The sequence below is a fragment of the Streptomyces sp. NBC_00210 genome (assembly GCF_045160975.1).
Classification (GTDB): Bacteria; Actinomycetota; Actinomycetes; order Streptomycetales; family Streptomycetaceae; genus Streptomyces.
Genome location: NZ_CP108120.1, coordinates 1,127,291 through 1,144,921, shown reverse-complemented (window position 1 = coordinate 1,144,921; position 17,631 = coordinate 1,127,291). Strand labels below are relative to the sequence as shown.

General features: G+C 69.9%; 17 protein-coding genes and 1 tRNA gene. 10 read left to right on the top strand and 8 right to left on the bottom strand.

The genetic code is table 11. The features are described from left to right. Nucleotides 1-63: 63 nt before the first annotated feature. Together OG729_RS05155 and OG729_RS05150 are read left to right on the top strand one after the other, a co-directional pair. Entirely contained in the window at nt 64-2,532 is a 2,469-nt protein-coding gene (locus OG729_RS05155; protein ID WP_405804584.1) for a SpoIIE family protein phosphatase, read from the top strand. A gap of 197 nt (nt 2,533-2,729) precedes the next feature. Next, nucleotides 2,730-3,953 (top strand): cytochrome P450, encoded by a 1,224-nt coding sequence (locus OG729_RS05150; protein ID WP_405804583.1) that lies wholly within the window; start codon nt 2,730-2,732, stop codon nt 3,951-3,953. An 88-nt stretch (nt 3,954-4,041) separates the two neighbouring features. Here the strand turns inward: OG729_RS05150 and cobF are convergent, their stop codons facing one another. After that, nucleotides 4,042-4,797 (bottom strand): precorrin-6A synthase (deacetylating), encoded by a 756-nt coding sequence (cobF, locus tag OG729_RS05145; protein WP_405804581.1) that lies wholly within the window; start codon nt 4,795-4,797, stop codon nt 4,042-4,044. 81 nt (nt 4,798-4,878) lie between these two features. Here cobF and OG729_RS05140 point away from each other — a divergent pair, with 81 nt between their 5' ends. From OG729_RS05140 to OG729_RS05130, 3 genes are read left to right on the top strand one after another with little or no spacing between them, the layout of a single operon-like run. Next, complete coding sequence (locus OG729_RS05140; RefSeq protein WP_360865908.1) at nt 4,879-5,589, top strand: (Fe-S)-binding protein; 711 nt, start codon at nt 4,879-4,881, stop codon at nt 5,587-5,589. 26 nt (nt 5,590-5,615) lie between these two features. Then, entirely contained in the window at nt 5,616-7,013 is a 1,398-nt protein-coding gene (locus OG729_RS05135; RefSeq protein WP_405811053.1) for a LutB/LldF family L-lactate oxidation iron-sulfur protein, read from the top strand. Continuing rightward, complete coding sequence (locus OG729_RS05130) at nt 7,010-7,645, top strand: lactate utilization protein C (RefSeq protein WP_405804579.1); 636 nt, start codon at nt 7,010-7,012, stop codon at nt 7,643-7,645. The genes OG729_RS05135 and OG729_RS05130 overlap by 4 nt, the downstream gene beginning before the upstream one ends. Here the strand turns inward: OG729_RS05130 and OG729_RS05125 are convergent. Both OG729_RS05125 and OG729_RS05120 read right to left on the bottom strand, forming a co-directional pair. After that, nucleotides 7,634-8,125, bottom strand: a complete 492-nt coding sequence (locus tag OG729_RS05125; protein ID WP_360865903.1) for a DUF309 domain-containing protein — start codon at nt 8,123-8,125, stop codon at nt 7,634-7,636. The two genes, OG729_RS05130 and OG729_RS05125, sit on opposite strands and share 12 nt — an antisense overlap. A 48-nt stretch (nt 8,126-8,173) precedes the next feature. Beyond that, nucleotides 8,174-9,601, bottom strand: coding sequence for an MFS transporter (locus tag OG729_RS05120; RefSeq protein ID WP_405804578.1), 1,428 nt, complete (start codon nt 9,599-9,601; stop codon nt 8,174-8,176). 104 nt (nt 9,602-9,705) lie between these two features. On the opposite strand from OG729_RS05120, the gene OG729_RS05115 reads away from it, so the two are divergent. From OG729_RS05115 to OG729_RS05095, 5 genes are all read left to right on the top strand, one after another. Beyond that, nucleotides 9,706-10,209 carry a helix-turn-helix domain-containing protein gene (locus OG729_RS05115; RefSeq protein ID WP_360865897.1) on the top strand — a complete coding sequence of 168 codons (504 nt, stop codon included), beginning with the start codon at nt 9,706-9,708 and terminating at the stop codon, nt 10,207-10,209. Between the two features lie 120 nt (nt 10,210-10,329). Further along, nucleotides 10,330-10,403 (top strand) — tRNA-Pro (locus OG729_RS05110). Between the two features lie 285 nt (nt 10,404-10,688). Next, nucleotides 10,689-10,877 (top strand): DUF6381 family protein, encoded by a 189-nt coding sequence (locus tag OG729_RS05105; protein ID WP_360865895.1) that lies wholly within the window; start codon nt 10,689-10,691, stop codon nt 10,875-10,877. Nucleotides 10,878-11,143: 266 nt separating this feature from the next. Next, entirely contained in the window at nt 11,144-12,694 is a 1,551-nt protein-coding gene (locus OG729_RS05100; RefSeq protein ID WP_405804577.1) for an FAD-dependent oxidoreductase, read from the top strand. Nucleotides 12,695-12,794: 100 nt separating this feature from the next. After that, nucleotides 12,795-12,971, top strand: a complete 177-nt coding sequence (locus tag OG729_RS05095) for a CsbD family protein (RefSeq protein ID WP_405804575.1) — start codon at nt 12,795-12,797, stop codon at nt 12,969-12,971. Between the two features lie 364 nt (nt 12,972-13,335). On the opposite strand, the gene OG729_RS05090 is transcribed toward OG729_RS05095, so the two are convergent. The 5 genes from OG729_RS05090 to OG729_RS05070 all read right to left on the bottom strand — a co-directional run bounded on the left by OG729_RS05090 (nt 13,336) and on the right by OG729_RS05070 (nt 17,406). Then, nucleotides 13,336-13,569 (bottom strand): hypothetical protein, encoded by a 234-nt coding sequence (locus OG729_RS05090; RefSeq protein ID WP_360865886.1) that lies wholly within the window; start codon nt 13,567-13,569, stop codon nt 13,336-13,338. 65 nt (nt 13,570-13,634) lie between these two features. Beyond that, nucleotides 13,635-14,192: a hypothetical protein gene (locus OG729_RS05085; RefSeq protein ID WP_360865883.1), complete on the bottom strand. Its 558-nt coding sequence runs from the start codon at nt 14,190-14,192 to the stop codon at nt 13,635-13,637. A 56-nt stretch (nt 14,193-14,248) separates the two neighbouring features. Next, complete coding sequence (locus tag OG729_RS05080) at nt 14,249-14,476, bottom strand: hypothetical protein (protein ID WP_360865880.1); 228 nt, start codon at nt 14,474-14,476, stop codon at nt 14,249-14,251. A gap of 295 nt (nt 14,477-14,771) precedes the next feature. Continuing rightward, the gene (locus OG729_RS05075) at nt 14,772-16,298 is read right to left on the bottom strand and encodes an amino acid permease (protein WP_405811051.1); all 1,527 of its coding nucleotides are present in this window, start codon (nt 16,296-16,298) and stop codon (nt 14,772-14,774) included. A 106-nt stretch (nt 16,299-16,404) separates the two neighbouring features. Further along, nucleotides 16,405-17,406 carry a hypothetical protein gene (locus tag OG729_RS05070; protein ID WP_360866236.1) on the bottom strand — a complete coding sequence of 334 codons (1,002 nt, stop codon included), beginning with the start codon at nt 17,404-17,406 and terminating at the stop codon, nt 16,405-16,407. Nucleotides 17,407-17,631 lie beyond the last annotated feature (225 nt).

The following is a 17,631-nucleotide window of genomic DNA, read 5'->3' as shown; positions in this document are numbered from 1 at the left end:
CCCGCGGTGATGGGGCTGGACCAGCGCATGCGCGTCCATCGGACCCGATGGAGCATTAAAGGGATGATCTCGTCCGTGACTTTGATCAGCGAGAGCCCGGAGGACCCGTTCTCGGTGGCTCGCGCTGTCACCGTGGTGCTGGACCACCGTGGCTGGGTGGTCGGCTGGAGCAACCGCGCCCGTGAACTGCTGGGCTACCCGGAGGACGAGGTGCTCGGCCGGCCTGCCGTCGACCTGCTTGTGGACCCCCGGGATCGCGACGTCGTACGGGAGGCCGCTGCGGCCTGCATCACGGACAGCGGCTGGTTCGGGATCCTGCCTGTTCGGCACCGCTACGGCCGACGGCTCGGATTCGGCGTCCGGGCGCGTCGTGTCATGCGGGCCGACCGCGCGGACGAGTGGTTCCTGGTGGCTGCGCCCGCGGAGGAAGTCGCCCAGTGGGAGATCGACCGGTCGGTCATGGACGGACTGTTCCGGCGGTCGCCGATCGGCCTCTCCATCCACGATCCGGAGCTGCGGCTCCTGCGGGTCAACAGGGCGATAGCCCGCATCGGCGGCTTTCCGGTCGAGCGGATGCGTGGCACGCGTACCAGCGACTACCTGGTCCGGCAGGACGCGGAGACGATCGAGGCCCGGCTGCGGGAGGTGCTGGACACCGGGGAGCCGATGATCTTCACGGAGCTCTCGTCCCGCCTGCAGAGCGACCCTGGCCGGGAGCGGTTCGTCGCCGTGTCCGCGTTCCGTCTGGAGGATTCCACCGGACGGAAACTGGGCGTGACGCAGCTGGTCGAGGATGTCACCGACCGGCACCGTGCCCGGCGTCGGCTGGCCATGCTCAATGAGGCGAGTGCCCTCATCGGGACCACGCTGGACGTGCAGACCACCGCGAACGAACTGGTCGAAGTCGCCGTCCCCAACCTTGCCGACTGTGTGACGGTCGATCTTCTCGAGTCGGTCAGCCTCGGTGAGGAGCTCATCCCGGACGCAACCGGTCCCCTCCGTAGGGCAGCGCTCAAGAGCATCCCGGGGAGCGAGGAACAGCTGCTGTTCCCGGTGGGCACACTCAGATCGTTCGCCGCGGACACACCACAGGCGCGATCTCTGGCCGACCGGCGCCCTGTTCTGGTGGCCGAGTTCGAACCGATGGACCCCGCATCGAGCCTGGACCCGGACCGGGCGGTGAAGGCGGTTGCCCGTGGCGTCCATTCGCTGATGGTGGTTCCCCTGACCGCCCGCGGCCTCGCCCTGGGACTCCTGAGCCTGTGGCGCTACCGGCTTCCCGAACCGTTCGAGGACGACGACCTCACGCTGGCGAATGAATTCGCCGCGCGCGCCGCGCTGTCCATCGACAATGCCCGCCGCTACACCCAGCAGCACCGCACCGCCCTGGCACTGCAACGCCGCCTGCTGCCACGCGAATTTCCCGAGCACCCCGCGGTCTCCGTCGCCCACCGCTATCTGCCGGCCGGCGGCGCCGCAGGGGTCGGTGGCGACTGGTTCGATGTCATCCCGCTGTCCGGAGCCCGCGTGGCCCTGGTCGTCGGTGATGTCGTCGGTCACGGCATCAACGCCGCGGCGACGATGGGCCGGTTGCGTACCGCCGTGCACACGCTGGCCGACCTCGATCTCGAACCGGACGAGGTGCTCTCCCATCTCGACGACCTCGTGATGCGGCTGGCCGGCGAACAGGAGCCCGGCGACGCGGACTCCCCCGGGGAACAGATCGTCGGCGCCACCTGTCTCTATGCCGTGTACGACCCGGTGAGCCGGCTCTGCTCGATGGCTCGCGCGGGCCACCCCCCGCCGGTCGTGGTGACACCGGACGGAAACGTAAGGTTCCCCGAACTCCCTGCCGGACCACCGCTGGGACTGGGCGGGCTGCCGTTCGAAAGCGCGGAACTGGAGCTGCCCGAAGGTTCTGTCATGGCCCTCTACACCAACGGCCTGATCGACACCGATGAACACGACGTCGAGGCCGGACTGTCCCGCCTGTGCACCGCGCTGGGCGGACGGGACCGGCCGTTGGAGGAGATCTGCCAGGCCGCGATCGACGCCCTGCTGCCCACACGGCCCGTCGATGACGTGGCCCTCCTGCTGGCCCGGACCCGCACCCTGGCACCGGAGCAGGTCGCCACCTGGGAGCTGCCCGCGGAACCCACCGCCCCGGCCCGCGCCCGGGGGCTGACCGCCGCACAGCTCGCCGAGTGGGGGCTGGACGAGTTGGCCTTCACCACCGAGTTGATCGTCAGCGAACTCGTCACCAACGCCTACCGCTACGCCGGCGGCCCGGTGACCCTGCGACTCCTCCATCACCACCGCCTCATCTGTGAGGTGACCGACTCCAGTAGCACCTCCCCACATCTACGACGTGCCCGGAGCACCGACGAGGGCGGCCGGGGGCTGCTTCTCGTCGCCCAGTTGACGGCGCGCTGGGGCACACGGCACGCGCACGAGGGCAAGACCGTCTGGACCGAGCAGGAGCTGCCGCCCCGGGTCGGCGATCATCGAGAGGACATCGGCCCGGACGCGTGATCACAGGTTCGGGCCGCCAGCTGCACAACGAGCATTCCGCGGGCCGTTCCGAAGCGCCGCGCCGGCAGCATGCCGCGAACTCGCCCGGCCGCCGAGGGGCTCTTCCCGACGCGGCGGCGCTGCGGCACGATGGCCCGACGAACAAGCGTGCCCACCGTGCTGAGTCCTTCCGACCCGGAGCCACCTGGAGGCGCCGCGTGACGAGCAAAGATCACGCCAGGCTCGACGAGCTGCAACGCGATCCCTATCCGCTCTACGCGCAGGCGCGCCGGACCGAGGGCCTGACCTTCGTTCCCGAGCTCGACGCCTGGCTCGTCGCGCGCGACTCCGATGTACGCGAAGTCCTCGGGCGGCCCGAGGAGTTCTCCTCCGTACGGGCGCTGCTCCCCGACGTCATGCCCTCGCCACAGGCTCTGGAGGTGCTGGCCAAGGGGTACGGAAAGCGGCCCACCGTCGTCTCCACCGACGGCCCGGCCCATCAGCGTCACCGCGCGCCGCTCAACCGCGGTCTGTCCGCCGGGCGGATCGCCGAGCTGGTCCCGTACGCCGCCGGGCGCGCCGAGTCGCTCGTCGACGGCTTCGCCGCTGACGGCCGCGTCGAACTGATGGCGGCGTACGCGCGAAAGCTCCCCGGGCAGGTCATCGGCCGGCTGATCGGCTTCGACCCCGAGGACGTCCCGGCGGCGGTGCACGGCGGCTACCGCGCCGAAGAGCTGCTGTTCCGCCCCCTCGATCCCGACTCTCAAGTCCGCGCCGCCGAGGACGTCGTCGCACTGCACAAGCTTCTCGACACATACATACGCGACCGGCGGGAGAACCCGCGCGACGACCTCTGCTCCGGCATGGTCGCAGCGCTGGCGCCCGGCAGCGGGGAGCTCACGCTCGACCAGCGCCACGAGCTCGTCTCGAACTTACAGAACCTCCTGATCGCCGGGCATCTGACCACCACCGCGCTGATCGGCACGACACTGCTGCATCTACTGCGCGACCGGCGGCAGTGGGAACTGATCTGTGCCGACCCGGAGTTGATACCGGCTGCCGTCGAGGAAGCCGCCAGGCACGACTCCGCGGTCCAGGGCTTCCGCCGGACCACCACCCGCCCCGTCACCATCTCCGGTACCGAACTGCCCGCCGGGGCAACCGTGTTCGTCGCGTACGGATCGGCCAACCGCGACGAGGGCCGCTACGACCGGCCGGAGGTCTTCGACGTCACCCGGCCGCTCTCCCGCCGGCATGTGGCCTTCGGTCATGGGACGCACGGCTGCCCCGGCTCGCAGCTGGCGCGCGAGCAACTGCGCCTGACCATCGGACTGTTCGCCCGCAGGCTGCCCGGACTGCGGCTCGACGAGGACAGGCCGCCGCCCGTGATGCGGCCGACCCTGATCCACCGTTCGCCCGAAGCGCTCCATCTGGTCTGGTGAGCCGGCCTGTTCCGGCCGGAAGATGCCGGTGCTCTGGTGATGACCCGACATCCCGGCCAGGTACGCGACCCGTGGGCAAAGCAGCGTCTCAGCCTCGCCGCAGCAGATACGTGTCCATGATCCAGCCCTTGCGGGCGCGGGCCTCGGCCCGCAGCTCCTCGATCCGGCCGGACACCTCGGCAAGCCGCCCCGACACCAGGATCTCGTCCTCGGTGCCCACGTACGCGCCCCAGTAGATGAACAGATCCTGGTCGAGATGGCGGGTGAACGCCTGCCGTGCGTCCAGCATCACGACCACGTCGTCCACACCCTGGGGCCACCCCTCTGCCAGCCGCCGCCCCGTGGTGATCTGGACCGGCCGGCCCACCCGGTTCAGACCGGTGCGGTGCTTGGCCAGCAGCGCCGAGACGCTGCTGATTCCGGGCACCACCTCGTGATCGAAGGCGACCGTGCCCCGTTCGAGGATCTCCTCAAGGATCGCGAGTGTGGAGTCGTACAGCGCCGGATCGCCCCAGACCAGGAACGCGCCGCACTCGTCCTCGGCAAGATCCTCGGCGATGAACCGTTCGTACAGATCGGCCCGGCGACTGCGCCAGTCGTCGACAGCAGGTGAGTAGTCCGATGTTTCCCTGTCCCGCTCCGGGTCGCGCGCCACGATCAGACGGTACGACCCGCCCTGCACATGTGCGTCGAGAATGTCCTGTCGCAGCCGTGCCAGATCCGACTTCTCCTCGCCCTTGTCGAGGATGAAGAACGCATCCGCCTTGTTCAGCGCCTTGACTGCCTGCAGGGTCAGATGATCGGGGTCGCCCGCCCCGATGCCGATCACATAGATCTTTCTCACCCTGCCGAGTATGCGGGGTAGCCGGCATCCCGCCGATCGCGGGACCTACCGAGGCCGCCGGTCGGGGCATATCCTCCGACCATGCGTGTCGCACTCTTCGTCACCTGCGTCAACGACGCGGTGTATCCGGCCACGGGCATCGCGACCGTCAGACTTCTGGAGCGGCTCGGCGTTCAGGTGGACTTCCCCGCCGCACAGACCTGCTGCGGACAGCCGCAGTTCAACACCGGCTACCGGCGCGAGACCGAACCGCTGGTGCGCCGGACGGCACGCGCCTTCGAGGGATACGAGTACGTCGTTACCCCCTCCGGGTCGTGCGCGGCCATGGTGCGCGAGCAGTATCCGAAGCTCGGCGAGACGGCACTTCCCACCCGGACGTACGAACTCACTCAGTTCCTCGTTGACGTACTCGGCGTCACCGACGTCGGCGCGTATTTTCCGCACACCGTCACCTACCACCCCTCCTGCCACGGGCTGCGCACACTGCGGCTGGGGGAGCGGCCGCGCAGGCTGCTCGAAGCGGTGAAGGGCCTTCAGCTGCGCGAGCTGCCCGGTGCCGAGGAGTGCTGCGGCTTCGGCGGCACCTTCGCCGTCAAGAACCCCGCCGTCTCCGCCGCCATGGGCCGTGACAAGGTCCGTAACGCCCGGTCCACCGGAGCCGACGTGCTGTGCGGCGCCGACAACTCCTGTCTGATGCACATCGACGGCATCCTGCGCCGCCAGGACGCACCGCAGCGCGCCCTGCACATCGCCGACATCCTCGCGAGCACCGAAGAGGAGCCCCTGCTGTGAGCGGTACCAGCGGTACGTATCTCGGCATGCCGTCCTTCCCCGAGGCCGCCAAGGAAGCCGTCCACGATGTGACGCTGCGCGCGAACCTCCGGCACGCGACCCACACCATCCGCGACAAGCGTGCGAAGGCGGTGGCGGAACTCGCCGACTGGGCGGAGCTGCGCGAGGCCGGCAAGCAGATCAAGGACGACACGCTGCGTCATCTCGACCGCTATCTGGAACAGTTGGAGTCCGCCGTCACCAGGGCAGGGGGCACGGTCCACTGGGCCGCCGACGCCGACGAGGCCAACCGCATCGTCGCCGAGCTGGTGAAGGCGACCGGCGAGAGCGAGGTCGTCAAGGTCAAGTCGATGGCGACCCAGGAGATCGGCCTCAACGAGGCGCTGGCGGCGGAGGGGATCTCCGCGTACGAAACCGACCTCGCGGAGCTGATCGTGCAGCTCGGCCACGACCGCCCTTCGCACATCCTGGTGCCCGCCATCCATCGCAACCGCGGTGAGATCCGTGACATCTTCCGCAAGGAAATGGGGAGTTGGGGCCGGGCCGCCCCGGACGGGCTGACCGACAGCCCTGCCGAACTCGCCGAGGCCGCCCGCCTTCACCTCCGCGAGAAGTTCCTGCGGGCCAAGGTCGGCGTCTCCGGCGCCAACTTCATGGTCGCCGAGACCGGCACCCTCGTCGTCGTCGAGTCCGAGGGCAACGGCCGTATGTGTCTGACCCTCCCCGAAACGCTGATCTCCGTCGTCGGCATCGAGAAGGTGGTGCCCACCTGGCGCGATCTGGAAGTCTTCCTGCAGACGCTGCCGCGCTCCTCGACCGCCGAGCGCATGAACCCGTACACCTCCATGTGGACCGGCACGGCCGACGCGGACGGACCGCGGGACTTCCATCTGGTCCTGCTCGACAACGGCCGCACCGCGGCGCTGGCCGACGAGGTCGGCCGCCAGGCGCTGCGCTGCATCCGCTGCTCCGCCTGCCTCAATGTCTGCCCGGTGTACGAGCGGGCGGGCGGCCATGCGTACGGATCGGTCTACCCGGGCCCGATCGGCGCGATCCTGAGCCCCCAGCTGCGCGGCATCGAGAGCGAGATCGATGCCTCCCTGCCGTATGCGTCATCGCTGTGCGGCGCCTGCTACGAGGTGTGCCCGGTCGCCATCGACATTCCCGAAGTCCTTGTCCATCTGCGGGAGAAGGTCGCGGACCGCGGCGGCAGAGGACATCGCCTGGAGAAGGCCGCGATCAAGGCGGCGGGGTGGGTCCTCGACCACCCTGACGCACTCGCCGCGGGGGAGAGGGCAGCCTCCGGCACCCGCAGGCTGCATCCGAAGAGGCTGCCGGGAGCAGGGGCCTGGACCGCCGACCGGGAGCTGCCCGAGATGCCCGCCCAATCCTTCCGTGACTGGTGGAAGAAGAACCGCCGATGAGTGCCACGTCCCGCGAGCGCATCCTCGCCCGGATCCGCGCCGCCGTCGCCGACGCGCCCGCTGCGCCGGAAGCCGCCCGCGACTATCTGGAGAGTCACAACTCCGGCGATCCGGCCGCGATCCTCGATCTGCTGCACGAGAACCTCGCCGATTACCGGGCGCTCGTGCACCGTGCCACCGAGCCCGAACTACCCGCTCTGCTCCGGGAGTTGCTGGACGACCACGGCGTGCGGTCGATCGCCGTGCCGGACGGACTGCCCGGCGGCTGGCTCAGCGATACCGACGTCGAGCAGCGCACGGACGCCGGTCCACTGACTCCGTACGAACTCGACGCCATCGACGCCGTGGTGACGGGCTGCGCCCTCGCGATCGCCGAGACCGGCACGATCGTCCTCGACGCGGGCCCGGGGCAGGGGCGACGGGCCCTCACTCTCGTTCCGGATCTGCACATCTGCGTCGTGCGCGCCCCCGAGCAGGTCGTCGCCGCCGTACCGCAGGCGATGCCGCGACTCGACCCGACCCGCCCGCTGACCTGGGTCTCCGGGCCCTCGGCTACGAGCGACATCGAACTCGACCGGGTGGAAGGCGTCCACGGCCCGCGCACTTTGGAAGTCGTCCTGCTAACGCGTTAGCCGGGGCGCCTCGGCGCCCGCGTCCACCGGGCGCTCCAGCCGTGCCGCGAGCTCGTGCGCCCAGGACGTAAGACCGGCCACATCGATGGCGTACGGATCCTGGTAACCCGTGATCCGGTCCGCGCCCCGCAGCAGCAGGCGGGCGCCGCCCGAGGTGTTGCCGCGGGCGGCGTGGGTGAGCCCCACCGCGAGCTGGGCGAGGCCGCGCCACAGCTCGCGCTCCGCCTCCGGCCCGGACTTCCACGCGTCCTCGAACACCTCGTGCGCATGGAAGGGCATGCCCGCGTCCAGCAGCCGCTGCGCCTCCGTCAGTGTCTGGCCCGGGGTGCGCAGCACACCTTCGGGCTGGCGCTCCACTCCCGGTGTTCCGTACGGAAGCGGTCGCCCCAGCCCGTCGCGCGGACGTGCGTTGCGTGCGCGCCCTTCGGTGTCGCGGTCCCTGCGTGCCTTGTCGTCGCGGTCCCTGCGTGCTTTGTCCACGCCTCGATTCTCCCCCGCACCGCGCCGGCCGGGACCCGGGGCCACTCCTCAGGCGTCGGCGCGGGCGGCGGGCTTCGTATGGGGCAGCAGCAGACAGCAGGCCGCCCCGGCCGCGACCGCGGCCACCAGAGTGAAGATCCAGCCATGGCGGAAGGCGTCCATCGCGGCCGCGCCGTGCGTCTTGCCGAGCACGGCGACGAGGCCAGCGACGCCCACCACACCGCCGGTCTGGCGAGCCATCGTCACCACACCCGAACCCGTGGAGAAGTTCGCCGGCGGCACCCTGGTGACGGCCTCGCCGACCAGCGTGGGCAGTGTGAAGCACACGCCGACGCCGGTGAGCACCATGCCGGGCAGCAGCCCGAGTACATAGTCGTGGTCCTCCATGCCCAGGGTCGTGGTCCACCAGATCAGGCCGACCGCGAACAGCGCACAGCCGGCGGCGGCCACGGCGGCCGCACCCAGACGCTGGACCAGCATGCCCGCGTACCTGGACAGCAGCGGCACCATGAGCGGGCCGGGGCTGATCGCCAGACCGGTCTGCAGCGCGGAGAAGTGCCAGACGCTCTGGCACCACAACGCCACCGAGAGCAACATCGCGGCGAAGGCCACAGCGAAGAGGAGATTCGCCAGCAGAGCGGGACCCATGGCGGGCAGCCGCAGCAGATGCAGCGGGAGAACCGGCGCCGGGTGCTTCGCCGAGCGCCACACGAACAGGGCGAGCAGCAGGGCAGCGGCCGTCAGCGTGATCGCCACGGAGCCCGAAGTCCAGCCCCAGTCAGGGGCCTTGACCAGACCGAGCGCGACCGCGCCGATTCCGGCGGTGAGGAGTGCCGCACCGATCAGATCGCCGCGGCCGCCTGCCCCCTGCCGCGCTCCGACCGGGATCACACGTCGGCCCACGATCACGGTGGCGATGCCGACCGGCAGGTTTATCAGAAAGATCCAGCGCCAGTCGGCCTGCGCGAGCGCCCCGCCGATGACCGGGCCGAGCGCGGCGGCGAGTCCGCTGAGGGCGGCCCAGTTGCGTACCGCCGAGCCGCGCTGCTCGGGCGGGGCCGCGGCCAGCAGAATCCCCAGCGAGGCCGGGATCAGCAGCGCGGCCCCGGCCGACTGGGCGACCCGCGCCGCCACCAGGAGCCACACGTTCGGCGCGAGCGCGCACAGCGCAGAGGCCAGCGTGAAGAGACAGACGCCGAGCAGATACGCGCGGCGCGGCCGGGCCCGGTCGGCGAAGCTGCCCGCGGGGACGAGCAGCGCGGCGAAGACCACGGCGTACGCGTTGAGCACCCAGGACAGCGAGGACAGCGAGGCATGGTCGAAGTGGCTGCTGATGTTGGGGATCGCCACATTGACGACGAAGAGGTCGAGGTTCGACATGGCGACGCCTGCGGCGACGACGGCGAAGACGAGACGGAAGCCGGCGCCCGCCGCCTCGTCCTGGACGGGGAAGGTCTGATCGGCCGTGCTCTTCACTCAGCGGCTCCGTTCGGATGCAACGCGCAATGGTTTGGAATTCAAACTGACTGCTCAGATCGGGATGCTAGAGGGAGTGAGTTGGATGTGGCAACCTAGTGGGCATGAAGGCACGCACCACGGAGGGCGGCACGCTCCCCACCCGGCCCCTGGACTCCCGCGGCAGGCCGTGCTCGATCGCGGCATCGCTCCAGGCCATCGGCGAGAAATGGTCACTGCTGGCGGTCAGGGAGATCAGCTTCGGCAATCGCCGCTTCGCCGCGATTGCCCGTAACACCGGCGCTCCCCGTGACGTCCTCACCGCGCGCCTGCGTCATCTGGAGTCCATCGGCGTGCTGACCAGGCGGCAGTACAGCGAGCACCCGCCCCGCTTCGAGTACCACTTGACCGAGGCAGGGCGGGACCTGCTGGTCGTACTGACCACACTGCGCGAATGGGGCGACCGATGGCTCGTCCCGGAGCCGCCCGCGGTATTCGGTCACTCCTGCGGCGAGGAACTCGACCTGGTCCACAGCTGCCGGCACTGCGGGAAGGAAGTCGTTCCCGAGGACTTGCGGCTGAAGGCGACTGCGCCGGGCTGGAATTCGTCCGGACCCGTCGAGTCGTAGGCCGCTGCGAGCAGATCGCCGCGTGGGGCCGCGACGGTGCCCGGCGCTGTGACCGGCGGCTCCGTGGAGTGAGGTAGTGTTCTCTTGCGCGCTCGGCCGGGAAACCGGATGGAAGCGCATCGGGACGTGGCGCAGCTTGGTAGCGCACTTGACTGGGGGTCAAGGGGTCGCAGGTTCAAATCCTGTCGTCCCGACTTTTCGAAGTCGTAGGTCTCAGGCCGTGTCGGAGGAATCCGGCACGGCCTCTGCCGTGTTTCTTGGGGCCGTTGAATCCTCTGGGCCCTGTCCGGCCGATCTTGCCGGGCTCTGATCGACCGGACAGGACCTGGGTCCGCGTCAGTTGGGACCGACGGGCGCCCGCAGTGGTCGGGCGGCCATCGGGGCCCCGTGGTCGCAGTGCGTGACCGTTCGAGATGCGGGCGTGTCGTGGCGCTGGTTCGCTGAGGAAGTCCGCTCTTCCCAACGTCCAAGGAGTGACGATGAGCGTTGCAGGTGAACCCGGTGGCCGCGCGCAGCAGATGCGTCGGAAGGCCCAGGAGCTGACGGAAGCCGCGGAGCGCGCGAGCGACCCGCAGGAGCGTCAGCGGCTCCAGGACAAGGCCCGGAAGCTGCGGGAGCAGAGCGAGCAGGAGCGCAGCATGCGCAGTGGGGACATGCTCCCGGAGTAGCTGCCTGCGGAACGTACGCGGCTGATGGTCTGTGCTCATGCCAGGCCATCAGCCGCTGCTTTTGTACGGCGGCAGCCGGGAGCCGGCACGTTTGAGCCGGCGGCCAGTGGTTACCCGTTGAGCCGGCGGCCAGAGGTTGCCCGCGCGGTCGACAGCCTCCATCGCCCGGCGAACTGTGGGCCGGAGCCTGCCCACCGCCGACGTACTGCCGCGGCTGCGAGAGGGAGCCTGACCCCGTCCCTCCAGCACGAGAGAGCCGAGGAGACATGGTTGCGGAACGCCCGACTGTCGACGAGTCGTACTGGATGGCCACCGCCCCAGGCACCGCCAGTCCGCCCCTCGGTGCGGATCTGACCGTGGACGTCGCCGTCGTCGGCGGAGGCATCGCCGGTCTGTGCACCGCCTGGGAACTGGTCCTGGCCGGCCTGGACGTCGTAGTCCTGGAGGCCGACCGGATCGCCGCCGGTGTGAGCGGGTACACCACCGCCAAGCTGACCGCTCTGCACGGTCTGGCGTACGCCCGCCTCGAGGCAGAGCACGGTGCCGACGCCGCCGCGCTGTACGCGCTCTCGCAGCAGGATGCGGTCGACCGCACGGCAGCCCTCTGCGCCGACCTGGACATCGACGCCGAGCTGGAGCGCGCCCCCGCCTATACGTACGTAACGGACCCGGAGCGGGCCGGCGAGGTCAGGGCCGAGGCGGAGGCCGCCCGGCGGGCTGGGCTCGACGCGTCCTTCGTGACCGACACCGAGCTTCCCTTCCCGGTGGCCGGCGCGGTGCGCGTAGCGGGGCAAGTCCAGTTTCACCCGAGGAAGTTCCTGCTCGCCCTGGCCGACAAGATCACCGGTGCGGGCGGACGCATTCACGAGCGCACCCGTGTCACCGGACTCCGCGACGGCGCCCACTGCCGTCTGTCGACCGAGAACGGCGCGGCGGTCGAGGCACGTGACGCCGTCGTCGCGACGCACTATCCGGTCTTCGACCGCACGCTGCTCTTCACCCGGCTGAAGCCGCGTCGCGAACTGGTGATCGCTGCACCGGTGCCGGCCGACGCCGCCCCGACAGGCATGTATCTGAGCCCGGAGGACCGGGTCCGGTCCCTGCGCAGTGCACCGTACGACGACGGACGGCGGCTGCTGATCGTCACCGGGGAATCGTTCGAGCCCGGGGCAGGCCGGGTTGGGGAACGGTTCGCTCGCCTCGAGGCCTGGGCGCGCCAGCGGCTGCCGGGGTACGCGGCGGCGGAGCGGGCCTATCAGTGGTCGGCGCAGGACAATGACTCCAGCGACCATCTGCCGTACATCGGCCATGCCCACCCCGGCAGCCAACATGTCTATGTGGCAACCGGATTCGGCGGCTGGGGCATGAGCAACGGTGTACTGGCCGGGCGTCTGCTCGCGGCTCACATCGCGGGTGGACCCCGGCCTGCCTGGACCGACTTGTACGATCCGCGAAGGCTGCCCGCGATGCGGGAAACGGGGGAACTGGCCAGGTTCCAGACGGCGGTTGCCCACCACTTCGTCGGCGACCGACTGCACACCAGCCATGTCGACTCGGTGCAGGACATCCCACCGGGCAGTGGAGCGGTCGTTCGGCTCGAAGGAAAGCGGCGTGCCGTGTACCGCGACGAGTCGGGGCACGTCGAGGCCCTGTCCGCGCGCTGTACGCACCTCGGCTGCCTGGTGCACTTCAACGATCTCGACCGGGTCTGGGAATGCCCCTGCCACGGCTCCCGCTTCGCCACGGACGGTGCGGTCCTGCACGGGCCGGCCACCCGGCCGCTTGAGCGACGCGAAGCTCCGGGAGACGAGACGTAGGGACCACAACTCATTGTTGCGCTATGTGTCCGTTTGCGTACTCAGGGCAACGGGCGCAAGGTGGTTACGCCGATCAACCCCAATCACGGAAGGAACCGTCATGGGTAAGGCAAAGGCGAAGGCCAAGCAGGCCAAGGGCAAGATGAAGGAAACCACTGGCAAGGCCATGGGTGACCGGAGCATGCAGGTGGAGGGCCGCGGCGAGCAGATGTCGGGCAAGGCCCACGAGACCGCGGAGCGGGCCGCCGAACGGATGCAGAGGCCGTCCGGACGGTAAGTGTCACGCACGGTCACGCAGGTGGGCTGCGCACGGGGCATGCGTCCCGGGTGCAGCCCACCCGCGCCGTCAGCCCTGGCGGATCATTGCGGCCCGGGCCGCTGGGGCGCAGGCGCGACCGGTGTCGAAGCCTGGCCGGTGAGAACCGGTCGACCGGCGACCCTGACCCGTGACCCGTGACCCGTGACCCGTGACCCGTGACCCGTGACCCGTGACCCGTGGCCCGTGGCCCGTGGCCCGTGACCCGTGACCCGTGGCCCGTGACCCGTGGCCCGTGACCGGCGGAACCTCCCCTCGGCCTCATCCGGCCGAACGGGTTGATCGGGCAGAGGCGCAGCTCCACCGCCGCCCGGCCGAACCGGACTCAGGGCACCGGACGGTCCTCGCGCAGCGCTGGTTGGAGCCTGCTCACCAGATCGAAGAAGTCGGCCTCGTTCCCCGCCAGGCCGGCGGCGCGCAGCGCCTCGTCCGCCTCGGCGATCGGGGCGGCGAGCAGCGGCAGGGGAAGGGGCGGGTGCTCCGGATCGTCGAGGACGGCCCGGGTGGTGTGCAGCAGTCGTACGTAGGCCTGCGCCGCGGCCAGCTCGGGATCGGTCATAGCGCTTTCCCCCTTGGGAAGGTGTCGGACCGTCAAGCATCTCGCGCGGCACTGACAACGGCGCTCTACAGCATTGTCACCGGTGCGTCCGCCGGCAGTCGGAACTGTGCCCGCGCCGTCGCCTCGATCGTGGCCGTGCCGTCCCAATCGACGTGCCGCACCACCTGAGCGCCGCCCTCGGAGAAGGAGCGGCCGATCCACTCGTCGTATCCCGCACCGTCCGGCGGGCAGTCCTGGCGGCGGACGCGGTAGCCGCCCCTGCCGTCCCTGGTCAGCTCCATCACCCAGGGGGCTCGCACGCCCGTTCCCTGTACGAGGGCCCGGTCCCGGGAGGCCAGCTCGGCGCAGATCGCGTCGAGACCGACCCTCAGAGCCCCGTCGTGCGTCTCGCGGATCTCGACGACCTTCTCCGCGCAGAACCAGTGGGCCCCGGCCGCCAGTGAGGAGTCGGCCAGCATGCCGCCCTCCTTCTGCAGACCCGCGACCAGTGCTTCGTGCACGACCGGCTGGACGGCCTTCCTCAGCCTGGGGTCGACATCCGGTGCGGGCGCCGTACAGCCGGCGACCACCACGGCCAGTACCGCGCACCCACCCGCACTCCGCACTGCACGAGCTCTGCTCATCGTGCCCCCCGCCCGTCACAGTCGATCGACCGAACTCTACGCCGGGGCACAGGTGTTCAGGGCACGATCTCCAGCGGGTCGTACTCGTGCCGCCGGTCGCCCACCCACTCGATCCAGGTCGGGTCGTCGAGGAGCGTGGCGGAGTCGGGCAGCCCGGCCCGGCGGAGGAATTCCATCAGGTCGTTGTCGGAGTGGGCGAGGCCCATGATCTGGTCGCGCACGGTCACCCGACGGCCACCCGACGGGGAGATGCGGTGCACGACGATCGGCGGGTATGCGGACATGCCTCCAGCGTCTCTCCAGAAGCCCCCGGAGTCATCTGCTGCGGCCCCGGCATGAGCACTGCCTGCTGTGAGCCGCTGTTCAGCGGGTTACGCCCGTCGGGGGCTACGAGTCGTGGTGGGATGCGTACTCGCGGTGGCTTCCCTCAGCCTGCTGGTCCTGGCGGTGGAATGTCGCGCGGGAGGCACGTGGTTCGTCGGTGCGTTCGGTGATGAACTGCGCTGTGCGCCGGACACGACGAACAGTAGCGGGGCCGGTCCGGCGGACGGGCCCCAATACTGTTCGTCGAGGTGCGTCTCAGACGATCTGGTCCGCGATCTCCGCCTGCTCACGGGCGGAGCCGTACGCCTGCGGTGTGCTGTACGAACGGCGCGCCACGAACCACCACACGGTGGCCAGGACCAGCACCGCGACCAGCGCGATCGACGCGTAGTTCATCGAGTCGACGGTGACCGGGTTCGACTGCGGCAGGCAGAACAGCACCGTCACAATGGCCACCCACACCACCGCGATCCAGCCGATCGGCCTGCTCCAGCGGCCCAGACTCCAGGGGCCGGGCTCGAAGCGACTGCCGGCGCGCAGCTTCAGATAGATCGGGATCGCGTACGCGGGCGTGATGCCGATGACATTGATGGCGGTCACCGCGCCGTAGGCCGTCACGGAGTACAGCGACGGCACGGCCAGCAGACAGGCGAAGACCACCGACAGCCATACCGCGTTGACCGGAGTCTGGGTGCGGCCGCTCACCTTCCGCCACAGCGCCGAGCCGGGCAGCGCGTTGTCACGGCTGAACGCAAACACCATCCGGCTGGCCGCCGCCACTTCGGCGTTGCCGCAGAACAGCTGCGCCACGATCACGACAAGCAGCAGTGCCTTTGCGCCGCCCTCGCCGAGCGCGTCGAGCAGGATCTGGGCCGGCGGCACGCCCGTGGCGCTCTCCTGCGTGCCCGCGTAGTCCTGGATGGCGAAGGTAAGCCCCGCCAGCAGGGCGAAACCGGCGATCCAGGAGACCCAGATGGAGCGCACGATGCCGCGGGAGGCCGAGACGGAGGCGTTGGACGTCTCCTCCGACAGATGCGCCGAGGCGTCGTAGCCGGAGAAGGTGTACTGCGCGAGCAGCAGACCGATCGCGGCCACATAGATGGGGCTGTCCCAGCCGGTGCCGTTGACGAACTCGGTGAAGACGAACTCGGGGGACTGGTGGCTGGACGGCACGACGGCCAGCGCGCCGACGATCAGCGCGACGCCTCCCAGGTGCCACCACACGCTGACCGAGTTCAGCAGACTGACCAGGCGGACGCCGAACAGATTCAGTACGGCGTGCAGCAGCAGAATGCACATGAAAATGATCATTGTGGAGCCGGGGGTGGGAGTGAATCCCCACTGCAGATTCAGAAAGGCCCCGGTGAACAGCGCGGCGCCGTAGTCGATGCCGGCGATCGCGCCCAGCAGGCCCAGGAGATTGAGCCAGCCGGTGTACCAGCCCCACTTGCGGCCGCCGAGCCGGTCGGCCATGTAGTACAGCGCGCCGGATGTCGGGTACGCGCTCGTGACCTCGGCCAGCGCCATGCCGACGCACAGGACGAACAGACCGACACCCGCCCAGCCCCAGAGCATCACCGCCGGGCCGCCGGTGTTCAGGCCGAAGCCGTACAGCGTCATGCAGCCGGACAGGATCGAGATGACGGAGAAGCTGATGGCGAAGTTGCCGAAGCCTCCCATGCGGCGCGCCAGAACCGGCTGATAGCCGAGTTCCCGCAGTCGCTCCTCCTCGTCCTTGGGTGGCGGAGTCTGGTCCGGACTCGGCCACTTGGGCGGGGACATGGACATCGAAGTACCTCCGGGGGAAAGGGAGATGCACTGAGCGGACAGGGACGGGGGAGGTGCAGGTACTCGAACGCGCTGGGGCAGGGGGAGCGGGGGACGCGCGTCAGGGGTCGGGGACCGCGTCGCGCGCGGCGGCGAGGCAGCGGCTGCGGGCGCGGAGGAACACCTCTTCCGCAAGGCCGGGATTGCCGGGGCTGTGCGTGCGGTACGCCCACGGCGGCGCGGTGTAGTACGGACCGAGCGCCTCGAACACCCGGGCCGCGTCGGTGAATCGATGCGCGCCCCACAGCGCGTGCGCCAGATGATTAAGATCCAGCAGAGAACTCCCGGCCGGGTCCACGAGGTCGAACCAGAAGTGCAGCGCGCGCTCGGCGTCCCGGGCCGCGTCGTCCGTCACCCAGTGCAGATCCAGCGCCTTCTCATGGCCCTTCTCGCGGCGGTAGCGCTCCACCCGGACATAGAGCGGGAGGGCCCGCAGCGCCGAGCCGCCGGGCGCCGAAGACGACGCCCACTGCGCATAGTTGACCGCCTCCGACAGATGGCCGCCGGACTTGCGGGCGTACACGAACTGGAGCATCCGGTGGTACGCCTCGCGGTTGTGCGGATCGCGCTTGTCGGCCTCCGCGAGCAGCCCCCACGGGCCGGGGAACAGCATCGGCCCCGGCGGTGCCACCCGGTGCTCGTCCATCCGCTGCTTCTCGTCGAGCTGGGCCAGCGCCAGCAGACACACCCACGGCACCGGGTCCTCGGGAGCCTGGTGCGCGGCGATCCGGCAGGCCTCCCACGCCTCGTGCCACAGCTCCTGAGTGCGCCGGTGCCCTTCGCGGTGGGCGCGCAGTACACGCTCCACGGTGACCCGGCAGTGCATCACGGTCGCGGCGAGGGAGCGGGGTTCCTCGGCGCGCCAGGCCTGCACGGCGTCCGATCCCGCGGCCACCGCCGCAAGCACCTGGGTGCGCTGGGTCCACAGTGCCCAGTCGGAGGTGGCGGTCAGAAGATTCCGCATCGACAGCCAGCGGCCGGTGCGTAAGTCCTCCATGGCGGAGCGCAGTTCACTGTCATGACCCGCCGGGTGGTACACCGGTCGGAAAGCGTCTTGGGACATCAGTCCGGTCGCGTTGCGGTTGTCATGAAACCTCTTGGTACGGCGGGGGCGGGTGGGGCGGAGCTTTGCGGTGATCTTACTCAACCATGGTGTAGCAGCAAGGTGTTGATTGTGTGTCAGCTACATGAAGACGTTCATCGGCGAGGGTGGCTCTTGACGGCGGACGCGCTCTGCACCACGCTTCCTTCCGTCAATGATCAAGGTTCCTTACTATCGAAGAGCGGG